General features: G+C 55.4%; 14 protein-coding genes. 5 read left to right on the forward strand and 9 right to left on the reverse strand.

Annotated elements, in window-relative coordinates:
• The coding region (locus tag VI895_12360; GenBank protein ID HLG20592.1) for a UbiA family prenyltransferase at positions 1 to 538 on the reverse strand (538 nt) is incomplete at its 3' end.
• 21 nt (positions 539 to 559) lie between these two features.
• A complete protein-coding gene (locus VI895_12365) occupies positions 560 to 1129 on the reverse strand; it encodes a ferritin family protein (protein ID HLG20593.1) in 570 nt (189 codons plus the stop codon).
• A 117-nt stretch (positions 1130 to 1246) separates the two neighbouring features.
• Between VI895_12365 and VI895_12370 the strand changes: the two genes are divergently transcribed.
• A complete protein-coding gene (locus tag VI895_12370) occupies positions 1247 to 1933 on the forward strand; it encodes a ubiquinone/menaquinone biosynthesis methyltransferase (GenBank protein HLG20594.1) in 687 nt (228 codons plus the stop codon).
• Positions 1934 to 1949: 16 nt separating this feature from the next.
• Complete coding sequence (locus tag VI895_12375) at positions 1950 to 2465, forward strand: hypothetical protein (protein HLG20595.1); 516 nt, start codon at positions 1950 to 1952, stop codon at positions 2463 to 2465.
• 8 nt (positions 2466 to 2473) lie between these two features.
• On the opposite strand, the gene VI895_12380 is transcribed toward VI895_12375, so the two are convergent.
• Entirely contained in the window at positions 2474 to 3964 is a 1491-nt protein-coding gene (locus VI895_12380; GenBank protein HLG20596.1) for a leucyl aminopeptidase, read from the reverse strand.
• 492 nt (positions 3965 to 4456) lie between these two features.
• On the opposite strand from VI895_12380, the gene VI895_12385 reads away from it, so the two are divergent.
• Positions 4457 to 5635, forward strand: a complete 1179-nt coding sequence (locus VI895_12385) for a hypothetical protein (GenBank protein ID HLG20597.1) — start codon at positions 4457 to 4459, stop codon at positions 5633 to 5635.
• Here VI895_12385 and der read toward each other — a convergent pair.
• From der to mtaB, 3 genes are read right to left on the reverse strand one after another with little or no spacing between them, the layout of a single operon-like run.
• Positions 5553 to 6971, reverse strand: a complete 1419-nt coding sequence (gene der, locus VI895_12390; protein ID HLG20598.1) for a ribosome biogenesis GTPase Der — start codon at positions 6969 to 6971, stop codon at positions 5553 to 5555. The genes VI895_12385 and der overlap by 83 nt on opposite strands.
• The gene (gene rnc, locus VI895_12395; GenBank protein ID HLG20599.1) at positions 6968 to 7729 is read right to left on the reverse strand and encodes a ribonuclease III; all 762 of its coding nucleotides are present in this window, start codon (positions 7727 to 7729) and stop codon (positions 6968 to 6970) included. The genes der and rnc overlap by 4 nt, the downstream gene beginning before the upstream one ends.
• A 2-nt stretch (positions 7730 to 7731) precedes the next feature.
• Positions 7732 to 9039 (reverse strand): tRNA (N(6)-L-threonylcarbamoyladenosine(37)-C(2))-methylthiotransferase MtaB, encoded by a 1308-nt coding sequence (gene mtaB / locus VI895_12400; GenBank protein ID HLG20600.1) that lies wholly within the window; start codon positions 9037 to 9039, stop codon positions 7732 to 7734.
• Between the two features lie 62 nt (positions 9040 to 9101).
• Here mtaB and VI895_12405 point away from each other — a divergent pair, with 62 nt between their 5' ends.
• Complete coding sequence (locus VI895_12405; GenBank protein ID HLG20601.1) at positions 9102 to 9587, forward strand: hypothetical protein; 486 nt, start codon at positions 9102 to 9104, stop codon at positions 9585 to 9587.
• Positions 9588 to 9601: 14 nt separating this feature from the next.
• On the forward strand, positions 9602 to 10117 hold the full coding sequence (gene nadD, locus VI895_12410) for a nicotinate (nicotinamide) nucleotide adenylyltransferase (protein HLG20602.1): 516 nt from the start codon (positions 9602 to 9604) through the stop codon (positions 10115 to 10117).
• A 547-nt stretch (positions 10118 to 10664) separates the two neighbouring features.
• Here nadD and mnmA read toward each other — a convergent pair.
• The 3 genes from mnmA to VI895_12425 all read right to left on the reverse strand — a co-directional run.
• The gene (mnmA, locus tag VI895_12415; protein HLG20603.1) at positions 10665 to 11741 is read right to left on the reverse strand and encodes a tRNA 2-thiouridine(34) synthase MnmA; all 1077 of its coding nucleotides are present in this window, start codon (positions 11739 to 11741) and stop codon (positions 10665 to 10667) included.
• Between the two features lie 12 nt (positions 11742 to 11753).
• On the reverse strand, positions 11754 to 12134 hold the full coding sequence (locus VI895_12420) for a helix-hairpin-helix domain-containing protein (GenBank protein HLG20604.1): 381 nt from the start codon (positions 12132 to 12134) through the stop codon (positions 11754 to 11756).
• 6 nt (positions 12135 to 12140) lie between these two features.
• The coding region (locus tag VI895_12425) for an aspartate kinase (protein ID HLG20605.1) at positions 12141 to 13340 on the reverse strand (1200 nt) is incomplete at its 5' end.

Below are 13340 nucleotides of genomic sequence, written 5' to 3' on the forward strand. Positions count from 1 at the left end.
TTCCGAAAAGTGCGGGAACGGTCGCCCGAGGGACGCGAAGAAGCCACAGGCATCCGAAAACACCCGGCCCGTAACAAACACCGGTCACCCATTCACTGTGACGGCCATACGAAATCGGAACCTTTCCGAAATTATAAAGGAGACCCAAAAAGACGAGAGGCGCGGCAACGCCGATCAGCCACCACCGATCGGCCAGATGAAGAGCCGACAACCCGACACACGCACCGGCGGCAACACTGAGCAGAGCGTGGATTTCCGCCACACGAGTATTTTCTCGATGAAAACGAACCCAGGAATCCGGTTTTTCGACATCGGCGTTTCGCTTCCAATCCGTGATGTCGTTGAAGACATTGACGGCGTGCTGCAGAAGAACAACACCCAATGTTCCCAATAGAAATGGAATAAGGGGCGCGGCGCTGCGAGAGGCGATTGTGAACGCGGTCAGCGCCGGAAGAACAGAGATGAGGTAGATGGGAGGGTTTAACGCCTCCCACCATCCCACATGTCCGTATGCTGCAATCTTAGGCGCTGTGGCCATGGCGGCCGCAGCCTATCGGCTTTACGCCGGGGCGGCAACTGCCGAATGCTTACGAGCTTGGAATCCGGCCAAAGCCTCTTCAAACCACGAAGCATGCTGCTTTTCCGAGTCGATCACCTTTTGATATACGTTGGCGGCAGATCTATTTCCGGTCGCCAGGGCTTGATCCCGGAAGGACGGATAAATCTGCGACCACTCGCGGTTTTCGACGCGAATTGCGACTTTTAAAGCTTTTTCGATCATCCCTTCAGGGTTATTCGCAACCAAGCGTTCCATGTTGGCGTTGATGGCCGAAAGAGCGTCCTTGGCTCGCGCCGTATCTTTTCCTTCCTTGGGCGCGCCGATCTCTTGATACAGCTCTCGGAGCCACTTCGAGTGCAGCTTCTCTTCTCCCGCCACTTTCATGAACAGGCGCGCGATTTCCGGATAGCCGGCCGCATCCGCCCACTTGGCGAACGAAGGATACATCACGTCGTTTTCGTATTCTTCAACATCCACGAACGAATCCGCGGACTTGAGGGGTTCCACATTCTCCTCCGCAGCCGCAAAACATTCGAAGATGGCGTCTTCAGTCACTTGTCCTTTTTCCATAAGTTCTCCCCTGTGTTGAATGGATGATCTAGAATTCAGAAATTTCTGAATTGCCGAGTAAGTCAATTCCTGATTTAGATCATCGTCAAGGTTTATCGATGGACTCCACTCTTCTCGATGATTGAAAACTTTCGAAATATCGCCCGACAATATGATCTCTTGAACACGATCATATCGTTCGGCCAACATTGGCGTTGGAAACGCCGCCTGGTCGCCAAGGCGTTGGAGCTTTGCGGCAATCCGCCGACGAAACCGGTACTCGACATTTCCACAGGCACCGGAGACGTCGCGGCTCGTTTCGTTTCCGTTCGGAACGGCCATGCCTTCTCCGTCGTCGGATTGGATCCTTGCCGGGAGATGATGGCCGTCGGACGCGCAAAATACGGCGGGCGCTTTCTTTGGACGGAAGGCTTTTCGGAGGAGCTTCCTTTTCGCGATCGCTCCGTCTCCATTATTTCCTGCGCGTTCGGCGTGAGAAACTTTGGCGACTTGGCGCGCGCATTTCGGGAATGGAAGCGGGTGCTTGTCCCGGGCGGCATCGCGGCCGTATTGGAAACGCACCCTACGCCTCCCGTTTGGTACCGGCCCGCGATTCTTCTCTACTGGAATCACGTGATGCCCCGTATTGGCCAGCTCTTCAGTCGAAAGGCCGCGTACGAATATCTCCGAGACTCCACGCTCCATTTTCTAAATCCGGCGAGAATGATCGACGTCGCTCGGAGTGCGGGATTGCGGCATGTCCATTCGGAATCGCTGATGGTCCGTGGTATGGTCAGCCTGACTTTTTTCCGAAATGACGACTGAGCACGAAATCTCGAACATGAGCGCCGAAGAAGTGGCCTTCGCGGAGATTATCGGCGACCTTGTCGAACAATGGGGTTTTAAACGTCATCTCGGCCGAATCTGGTCTCTCCTTTACCTTCGAAAAGACGCTTTGAGTCCCCGGCAGATTCAAAACGAACTTTCGCTCAGCGCAGGCAACGTCAATTTGCTTTTGGGTGAATTGCAAACGTGGGCGGTCGTAAAGCGAATCCGAGTTCCGGGCGATCGAAATTTTTATTTCGAAGCCCAGACCCATATTTGGAAATCGATTGCCAATGTATTGCAGACCCGGGAACTTCGGATTCTGGATGAAGCGATCGGCGGCTTACGGAAGCTGGGGCAGATTCTCGAAAAACATCCGAAGAAAGAGATCGCTTCGTTTCAACTCAAGCGGATTCAGCATGTCCAAAGCGTGATTGAAACCGCTTCCGTATTGTCGTCTCTGCTTGTAAATTCGCCCCCGGAGCGCCTCAACAAAATCGGCAAGCTTATCGGCCGTCTTCGGAACATGTAGCCCATTTCTCAGGTCGATAGAAACTCCCTCATCGTTCGAACACCGAATCCCGTGCCCCCCTTGGGACAAATGGGAGAGTCGTGTTCGAGAAACGCCGGGCCGGCGATGTCAAGATGCGCCCACGAACCGGCGGAAACAAATTCCGAAAGGAACAACGCGGCCGTGATGGCGCCGGCATATTTGCCGCCGACGTTCCGTAGATCGGCGACGTCGCTTTTCAGAAGGCGCATGTACGCTTTTTCCATCGGAAGTCGCCAAAATCTTTCTCCAACGCGCTCGGAAGCTTGGCCGATCCCCTTCGCCAGCTTGGAATCAAACGTAAACATTCCCGCAACATCCTCCCCTAGCGCAACCATACAGGCTCCGGTAAGCGTGGCGGCGTCGATTATGTGATCCACCTTCAGCGTGCTCGCGAAAGAAACAGTGTCCGCCAGAATCAGGCGGCCTTCGGCGTCGGTATTTTCAATTTCAACGCTCTTGCCGTTATGAGCCACAAAAACGTCTCCCGGTTTGACGGAATGCGCGCCCGGGAGATTTTCGACCAGTGGCGCGAGGCCGTGCAGATGTACCGGAATTTTAAGCTCCGCGGCCAGCCATACGATCGCCAGAACAGCCGCCGCACCCGCCATGTCGGCTTTCATACCGTACATATGATCCTGGGACTTGAGCGACAAGCCGCCCGAATCGAACGTGACTCCCTTTCCGCAAAAGGCGACTTTCTTCTTGGATTTCCCTTTCGGCTTATATTCGAAATGCAGAAGGCGCGGTTTTTCCTGACTCCCCATTCCGACGGCTAGAATGAGATTCATTCCTCGCTTCTTCAGTTCCGCCTCGCCGAATACTTTCAGAGAGACGCCTTGCTCCTTGGCGATCTGCTTGGCCTGGGTTTCCATAAAGCTCGGGTTCACGACGTTGGCCGGCTCGTTGACGAGGTCCCGGCTAAAAAATATCGCCCGCACCGTCGGGATCACCATGGCTAAAGTTTTCTCGGCCAACACCTTCGCTCGCTTGTCGGGCGCTCCCGCGGAAATTTTTTGAAGGAGCGGCTTGTGATTGTTCTTTCGGTATTTGTCGAATCGATACGTACCAAGGAGAAAACCTTCCAGGGCGACGTCGAAGTCCGGTCCGATGTCCTTGCCGCTCACAAACGGAAGTCCCACATGCTGGACCTTCCGCTCCAAGATCTCCTTGGCAGCCGTGCCGTAAGCGTTTCGCAGGGCCGACCGGTCGTAATCTTTGCGCTCTCCCAAACCGATTAAGAGGACCCGCGACGCGCCGAAACCCTCCAGGTCAATCCAATGACATTTTCCGGCTTCGGCATCGAAGCGATCGCGGTCGATCCGTTTTTGAATAAGCCGGGACAACTCTTTGCCCACTTCATTCTCGCGCCACGGGAGCGCGCCGCCGCGAAATACGGGCAATACCACGACTTCGGAATTCAGTTTCGAAGCGGAAGCGGACTCGACGGACACCGAAAACGACAATTTAGGAATCGACATCGGCCTATCGTGCCGAGTGCCCTGGAAATGTCTACTTGACACGTAAGAAACGTGTTGTATAAGCGCCCCCGATTTTAGAAAGTTTCGAGCTTCTTCTGTTGGGCTGAGGTTGGACGTAGCTGTCGCAGGATTGAGTTCCCGTTGAGTTGAATATTCACCCTTGCTGAATTTGGAAGCTCGTAGGGATAGAGGGGATGGCCTTTTCGTCATCCCCTCTTCTTTTTGGGCAATGTTTCCCCAGAAAACTTGAGACCGCTTTGATTCTGTGGCAGAGTTACGCGCAACGGTCGCTGAGTTCCCTTCGTCCGGCAGATGCAGAAGACTAACTTTTAAGTAATTGAAAATATTTGTTAATTAGTATAATTTAACGTGTTGCGTTGTGACGCCCGCGGCGAGTATAATACGCGCGCCATGTGTTTGCCTGGTCAGCGATGGGCTATGTGTGCCCCATTTATTGCGACCTTGTATCTATTATTGGGGTGTCTTGTTCTCATGTCTCACGCCTGTGATTCTCACACGCCGCTGATCGACACGGCGGCTCGAGACGCTTATCTCTCGCGACAGGCAGATTTATCGGGGGACGACTCGGAGCCTTCGGCCGCGATCGGCAACCCCTCGGGCGGAGATCACACTCCCAGCGGCGAATCGAGTCCTTCTCGCGAGGGCGTTTCCGCCCCGGCTCCACCGCCATCTGGAGGACCAGGTGTATCGGCGCCGGCCCCTTCTCCTTCTGCATCATCTGTCGTGCAACGGCCGGTCGGTCTCGGTGTCACGCAATTTTCCGCGGGCGGGCGTACTACGGTACAGACGGCGCTGGGAGCTGCGATCGATCAAGCGAATCTCCTTCCCTCTTCCGGGGAAAGTCAGCCGGTGATCTTCTTTTCGGATTCCGGGCCTCGGGGACGGGCCTATCTCGCCCGCGTCGGAGAAAATTACCGAATCACGGGCGGCAAGAACGCCGATCACCCGCCGCATGCAGGTGAAGTATTTTCGCGCGCTCAGATCGAGCGGAGCAAGGAAGGCTCTCGAACGGTTCTCTTGAAAGGAAAGGAGACTACATTTTCGTTGGACCTGGACCAGGACGAGCCGAAACCTTCGATGTGCAGTCTGGTAACGGGAAAGTGTTATCACGACGGGGATATAAACGAAGCGGAAAAACATCACCATCCGGAGAATGAGCAATACATTCTCGTCCAGTATGACAAGAGGATGAATGTCGACCCCCGCTCGACGGCTACAAGCGCTGTCCCGGATGTCGTTTCCTGGGAAGATCTAGGCCAAAAAAATCCGACATGGACGGCGTTTCTGTTTACGAGGGAATACAAGGCGTTCGCCGATGTCTATTCCACGGCGGATCTTTGGTTTAGGTATATAAATGACGGGAGGGATCCGCGCGGATGGTATCTCTTTATGCGACGAACCAAGGGTAAGAATACAGACCCTTGGGTAAAGATTGCCCTAAACGAAAGTATTCAGGAACCGAATCGCATGAAAACGGACGGTGGAAGAACCGTCGTCATCCTTCGACCGCAGAACCATGCGAAATCTCGCGAGCCCCTGAATGCGCTTCACGGCGCCGTGATCGAACCTAACGGCCAGGAGCTTTGGTTCGTGGCCGTCCCTTCGCCGACGAAACGTTCCGGCCCCGAGTTGGCTTCCGCCGGAAGATAACCCGAATAGGAATTCCCTCGAGTTTAAGCCGAAGCGTCAGCTCGTTTTCCCAAAATCGTTCGTATTCGGGCGTCGCCCAGCGGGGATCGTTGCACCAAACAAAAAACGTCGGCAGACGCTCTTGCGCCTGGGTTAGGCTGTGCAATCGCAATTTATAACCGGCCTTACCTCCAGGAGAATATTGCGCCAGATCGTCAAACTCAGGATCGAGTTCTTGCGGCGTGAATATCTTCGCCTTTCGTTCCCGAATTCTTTTTGCGTCCTTCAAGATCGATTGCACGCCGAGGCCGGTTTTGGCCGATACAAACCGAACCGCCGCAAACCGAAGAAACGGCGCTTTCTCGTAGAGTTCCTCACGAAATTCATGACGACTCGATTCGGAATCTTTCACCAGATCCCACTTGTTGGCAGCTACCAAGAGCCCGCACCCCTGTTCCACGACCGCTCCGCCGATCCGTTCGTCCTGCGTCGTCATTTGATCGGCCGCATCCAACACCAGGACCGCCACATCGCACCGTCCGATCGCGCGCAAGGCGCGAATCGCCGAAACCGCTTCAATTTCGTCCGTCACCTTGGTCTTGCGCCGCAGGCCGGCGGTGTCGAGCAGTGTAAAAGTCCCCTCGCCCGTTTCGAGAAACGTGTCCACGACGTCTCGCGTGGTTCCAGGAGCGTCTGAGACCGCCACACGCGGCTCCTTCAAGATCGCATTGATCAACGACGATTTCCCCACATTGGGGCGGCCCAAGAATGCCAGCGAAGCCGTGACGTTGCGCCGTTCGGCCGCCGAAATCTCGAACGCCGGATTCGAGGAGAATTGGGATTCGATGCTCTCTCGCAGCGCATCTATTCCGCTGTTGTGTTCCGCCGAAACTTCCAAAAGCGGGTCGAATCCAAGTTTAAAAAACTCTTCACTCGACGTTTTGCGCGCCGCCGGGTCCATTTTATTCACCACGGCGAGCATCGGCTTTCCGCGTTTGCGGAGATACGCGGCGATTTCCTCGTCGAGCGCCGTCAGTCCCTCGCGGCCGTCCAATAAGAACAGCAGGAGATTTGCCTCTTCCACGGCTTGATCCACCTGCTGGTTGACGACGTCGGCGAGGGCGCCTCCCTCGGGGTTTCCGAGTCCGCCGGTGTCGACCAACCAGACTTGGCCCTTTTGAAGCGGCGCCAAAGCAAAAATACGGTCCCGTGTGATGCCGGGCCGGTCATGCACGATCGACCGGCGCTGGCCGACGAGACGATTAAAGAGTGTCGATTTGCCTACGTTAGGCCGGCCGACAATGGTGATGATGGGATGGCTTTGAATCGAATCCATTCCAAACTCCGCACGGTTCACGGGGCCTCATTCGATGTTTTCGAAGAATGTGGTTCATCGGTCCCATCGGACTCGTCCTGGAGGAGACGGAGCGCCTCTTGAGCACTTTGTTGTTCGGCTTCTTTTTTACTTTTCGCGCGTCCCCTCCCCCACACCCGATCCTCAATGAGGACTTCGGATTCGAAGACCTTGCTGTGATCGGGTCCACCCTCGTTCACCAGCCGATACACCGGCGTCGTCCGATACTTTTGCTGGATTCTTTCTTGAAGGAGCGTCTTGAAATCTTGGTGAGGTCCTTCCGTTTCTGCGAGTTCGATCGCTTCGTTCAGATGACCGCGCACAAACGCGGCTGCGTCGGACAGTCCTCCGCTCAAATAAACCGCGGCTATCACGGCTTCGAACGCATCCGCCAGAATGGAATCCTTCTCTCGCCCCTGCGTCAGTTCTTCTCCCTTACCCAAGCGAAGGTACGTCCCCAAGCGCATGTCCCGTGCCGCGGTCGCCAGCCGCCGTTCGTTGACGATCGACGATCGGTATTTTGAGAGCATTCCTTCGGGCTCGCCGGGATATCGTTCCATCAAGAAATCGCTCACGACAAGGTTCAAAACCGCGTCACCCAAAAACTCGTAGCGTTCGTTATCCGTAACTTCGCCGGAATTGGATTCGTTGACGTACGACCGGTGCGTCACTGCGATCAAAAGATGCTCGTGTGTGGACAAAGGATGCCCCAGGACTTCTTCGATTTCACGCGCCAGCGTTTCGATCGGCTCTTCCGCCACGATTAGGCCACCTCTCGCATCACGGAAATCTCTCCCCGCACGACATCCCCTTCCAATTGAAGTAGGGAGACTTCGATCTCGTGTCCCATCAGGCGGTCGGCACCGTGCAATCGAACGGGGACATAATGCGGAGTATATCCGCAAAGGCGCCCCAGACGGTCTCGCTTCCGTTCCACCAAGACCGATTGAGTTGTTCCGAGAAAGAGCGAACTGAATCGCCGCTGTTTTTGCCGGCTTAACGCCCGCAGTCGACGAACACGTTCCTTCTTAACGGCCGGAGGCACGTCATCCTCATACGACATCGCCCTCGTTTTCGGACGGGGCGAATAAGGGAACACGTGGAGATATGTGAATGGAAGCTCTTCCATGGATCGAATCGTCCGCTCAAAATTCTCTTCGGTCTCCCCCGGAAAGCCGACGATGATATCGGTCCCGATGGAGATCGTTTCGCGCGCTCCGGCCAAAGCTCTAATCCGTCGGGCGAAGAGATCGACCGAATATTTCCGGTTCATTCGGCGCAGAATTGGGTCCGAACCGCTCTGAAGCGGGATATGAAAATGGGGCCGGAGGTTCGCACGGGTCGCCACAAGACGGATGAAATCAGGAGTCAACGTCGTCGGCTCCAGAGAACTGACGCGAAGTGCGACCGCCGGCGCCGCTTTGGATATCGCTTCAATCGCCTCCGGCAGGCGAGTGCGCGGCGAGAGATCCCGCCCGTAAGCTCCCAGATGCGTGCCGGTGATGACGATCTCCCGGTATCCCTTTCGCTCAAACTGCCGGACCTGTGCGCAAAGTTGCGCCAGCGGAATCGACCGGCTTCTCCCTCGAACGTACGGAAGGATACAGAACGAACAATAAGAATTGCATCCGTCCTGCATCTTGAGAAATGCCCGCGTTCGTCCCGAAAATTCTTCTAGGATCGCTTCGCCCGGATACGTCGGCAGCGAAAATCCCAAATGTGCGGGGAGCGATGCCTGTTCCGTAATGCGAAGCAGGTTCGTGACGCCGCCAAATTCTTTCAGCTTTTCAGGCGCCGCTTCCGCATAACAACCGGTCACGACAATCTTTGCGGCGGGATGCTCGCGGTGCACGCGACGCAAGAGTTGTCGTACCTGGCGATCGGTCGAGGCCGTAACGGTGCAGGTATTGACCAGGACGACGTCTGGGCGATCTCCGTTTCGGATCAGCTGACATTGGCCCGTTTGAACGAGCGACTGCTCCATCCGGACCGTATCGGCCAGATTCACTTTGCAGCCGAACGTGTAAGTCTTTACACGGACTGGAAATTTTTCTAACGCGACATCCAACATGAACGGTCCGTTATAGGCAGGATTCAAGTTGAGTCAAGCGAGGAATCCTTTAGAATCCCCGCATGCATTCTTTAAAGAGTCTCACCCTCAGCCTTGTTTTCATGGGCGGCTGTTTTGTCGCCACAAATGCGACGGCCCAGCTCTATATTCATCCCCGCGCCGGAGCGACGATACCGACGAGCGGAGACGATATCTCGTACACGTTGGGACTGTCGGTCGGATACCAATGGACTCGGTTTTTCGCGACGGAAGGCACTTACATGCGCTGGATCGCGACCGGCAGCGGTGCGGACGGTGACGAAGTCACGGGACAGGGGATCTTGGGGTACCCGACGGAATATTTCACGCCTTACATAAACGGAGGCGTCGGGTTTTTGCATACGGAAATCGCCGGAAACAATGAATTTGATCCCGTCTATCTCGTGGGAGCCGGTATCTCTCTTCATCCGTTTCGCTTTTTTTCCATCGGCGTCGGCGTCACTTACGAAATCGTGGACGGGAGAACCGATTTTATCCAGCCTTCGGTTGGCATCGGCCTGACGTTCTGACCTCGAAGCCAAAAATCGGCGTCTTCGGCGGGAGTTTTAACCCGCCCCACGTAGGCCACCTGATGGCCGCGGTTTATTCACTCAAGGTTTTCGACCTCGACGAAGTCTGGTTTGTTCCGACCTACCGTCATCCCTTTTTGAAACGTTCGGCGCCCTTTTCGACGCGGGTCCGCTGGTGCAAAAAACTGATTTCGAATTTGGGGCCCCGATTCCGTGTTTCTACGATTGAACGAGAATTGAAAGGGGACGGAAAAACACTTCACACGCTCATGGCCCTGAAAAGGCGTTTCCCGAAAAAACAGTTCCGACTGATCATCGGCTCCGACCTGTTGCGTGAACGGCGTAGCTGGTATCGATTTCCGGAAATTGAACGACGGTTCGGCGTTTTGATCGTTCCGCGCAAAGGCTCCTCCAAATCGCCGTTCGCCCTCCCCAACGTCTCAAGCTCCGAAGTCCGTCGCCGGCTTCGATCCAAGAAATCTTTAGCCGATTTGCTGACGCCAGCTGTTGCCCGCACGTTACGTTCGTAACGGGTTCCTGAAAAACTCGATTTGTGGAAACGAGGTGAGCGAAATAGGGGCTCTTTAGTTTCTTACGTACGGCGGAAGGGGCGGTAGAGCCATAAAGGCGATCGAATGCAATGCTAGAATCAAGGTTAACGCTCGATACAGTAGAGCAGGCCGAGAAGAAATGCTCCAGGATTTTGCGACACGAATGAGCGTCCAAAGTGATGTAACAATAGCAGTTAAGATGGAAAGTAGAGCGACGCTTCCAAGGGTCCAAGCAAAAGGCAATTCAGAGCCAAAGATATCTCGTAGGTACTCAAAAGGATCCGCCATCAATAATCCAAGCCAAACGACAAAAGGGAATCCAGCGACGCTATAGGATGCCATCCGAAAGAGGGTGAAATCTCTTCTCTCTAGCCTCGAATCATTCGGTTTTCGTTCTAACAAAAAGATCACAAGGAATATGAATACAGCTGACAACATCAGGCTTACCCGCCAAACGTCGATACCCATTCGAAACGCAACATAGTTACATCCCATTCCGAAAATCGTTTTTTCCACAGATAACATTTTAGCCTAGGACGCGGTCGATCCAACCGCCACCGACCACCGCGTCGCCTCGGTAAAACACCGCCGCTTGGCCTGGTGTGATCGCCCGCTGTGGGGAGGCAAAACGAACGACGATTCGTCCGTCCATAACTGTTTCGACCTTTGCCGACGCCGGTTCAAAACGGCTTCGGATTTTGACGTCGAAATTCTCGCCCTCCTGGGGCGCATTTTCCACCCACCTCGGTTCGCGCAGTTCAAACTGACATTTATACAGGTCCGCTTCCGAGCCCACGACGACCGTACCATCGGAGCGAACGTCGAGGACATACCGCGCCTGCAACGCGGGAAGGCCCAGACCTTTCCGTTGACCGACCGTAAATCGATGGATCCCCTCATGCCGACCCAGCTCTTCACCCGCTTCACTTACCAGTCTTCCGGGACACCGGTTTTGTGATTCAACCTTTTTCTCAACAAATGAGACATAATCATCTGGAACAAAACAGATTTCTTGACTGTCTTGTTTGTCGGCGACTGGAAGACCCGCCTCCGTGGCGAGACGACGGACCTCGCTCTTGGGGAGATGTCCGATCGGAAAGAGAAGCATCTTCAATTCTTCCTGCGTAACGCCGTACAAAAAATAGGACTGGTCTCGGCTCTGTTCCACGGCACGTAAGAGTTGATAGCGGCCCCCAACCTTTTCCTTACGGGCGTAATGACCCGTGGCGAGATATTGTGCCCCCAACTCCTTCGCTCGTACGAGCAGTGTCGAGAACTTCACGTCCTGATTGCAGCGGATGCAGGGGTTGGGTGTTTCGCCGACTTGGTAGCTTTGGACGAAGTTGTCGATCACGTGCCGTTCGAACGTCTTCTCGAAATTGGCGACATAGTGCGGAATCCCAAGCAGGTCGGCTACCTTGCGGGCATCCTGAAGATCCTCTGGCGTGCAGCAACCGTGCGTTGCTTCGCGCTCGTACGACCAAAGACGCATCGAGATACCCACGACGTCATACCCCGCGCGAACCAAAAGGAGAGCCGCCACGGAACTGTCCACCCCGCCGCTCATGGCTACGACCACTCTGTCTTTTCGTCCGACCAGCATGGGCCAGGCATCCTACCGATGTTCTGAAGTCGCTACAACCACCAGAGGTTCAAGATCGGCCAGCTTTTTGGGCCCAATTCCCGGAACATGATCCAGCTGGCGAACCGTCCGGAATGGACCATGAAGCCTTCGATAAGCGAGAATTTCCGTCGCCAATTTGGGTCCGACACCCGGTAACGCGATCAGCTCGCGGTAAGAGGCGCTGTTGACGTCAATCCGATCCCCCGAAAGCAGGCGTCGTTCAGGGCTCAGGGACGGCGCGGACAGCGGGACTCCCTGCGCCGTTCCGACCGCCGGAGACGGTTTCAGCGTTTCTGTTTTTCTCGGCCAAGAGAGAACCGCCAGACCCGCGAATGCGATGATGAGAAAGAGTTGTGAACGCCGAGAAGTCATCGCCCGTCAATTCACTTCCTTCGCCAGGCCGAACGCATCGTGAAGTGCACGAACGGCAAGTTCGGCATAACGATCATCGATAACACACGAAATCTTGATGTCGGAAGTGGAGACCGCCGCGACGTCAATCCCCTCTTTCGCCAGCGTTTGAAACATCTGCGCCGCGACCCCCGAATGACTTCGCATGCCGAGACCGACGGCAGAGATCTTTGCAATGCGGTCCTGCAGAAGGATTTCCGTTTTTGAATCACTTTTCGCAAGTTTCTGCGCAATCGCCGCCGCCTTATCGAACGATTCCCTCGGAACCGTAAACGTAATGTTCGTCTTTCCGTCCGATCCGCGGTCTTGGACGATCACGTCGACAACGATCTGCGCCTCAGCGAGGCCCGAAAACAGTTTTTCCGCGGCGTGGACCGGATCCGGCAAATGGCGAACCGAGATTTTTCCTTCCTTGCGATCGCAGGTAATTCCCGACACCACCGTTTTCTCCATATCTCGGTCCTCCTTTTGAACCCACGTTCCCTCTCCGTCATCGAACGACGAGAGAACTTGAAGCGGAATCTGATAGCGCTTCGCCAACTGGACGGAGCGGCTTTGCAGCACCTTCGCGCCCAAGCTGGCCAGCTCCAACATCTCGTCATAGGAAATTTTTCGAATGGGACGGGCGTCGGCGCAGATTTGCGGATCTGCCGTAAACACCCCCGGAACGTCGGTGAAAATCCGGCAGACCGAAGCTTCCAGGGCTACGGCCAGAGCCACCGCCGTCAGGTCCGATCCGCCTCGACCCAGCGTGGTGATCTCACCTTCTTCCGTAACGCCCTGGAAACCGGCGATCACAACCACTTCCCCGCTGTTCAAGCGGTCTTTAACACGATGAGGAGCGACGAATTCGATTTGGGCCTCACCAAAATTTCGATCCGTACGAATCGGAACCTGGTGCCCCAGCAACGCCAAGCTCGGTATCCCTTTGCTTCGAAGGGCGATGGCCAAAAGCCCTGCGGAGATCTGCTCCCCGGTCGAAACCAAGAAATCCAGCTCCCGGGCCGGTGGCTGCGGAGTGAAGTGACGGCCCAGAGCCAGAAGCCGGTCGGTCTCGCCCGCCATAGCGGAAACAACGGCGACGATTTTCTTGCCCGCGCGGGCGTCACGTCCTAGGCGGTCCGCGATCGCATGGATCCGGTCCAGGGTCCCTACGGAACTCCCGCC

The sequence above is a fragment of the Bdellovibrionota bacterium genome (genome assembly GCA_035292885.1).
Lineage (GTDB): Bacteria > Bdellovibrionota_G > JALEGL01 > JALEGL01 > DATDPG01 > DATDPG01.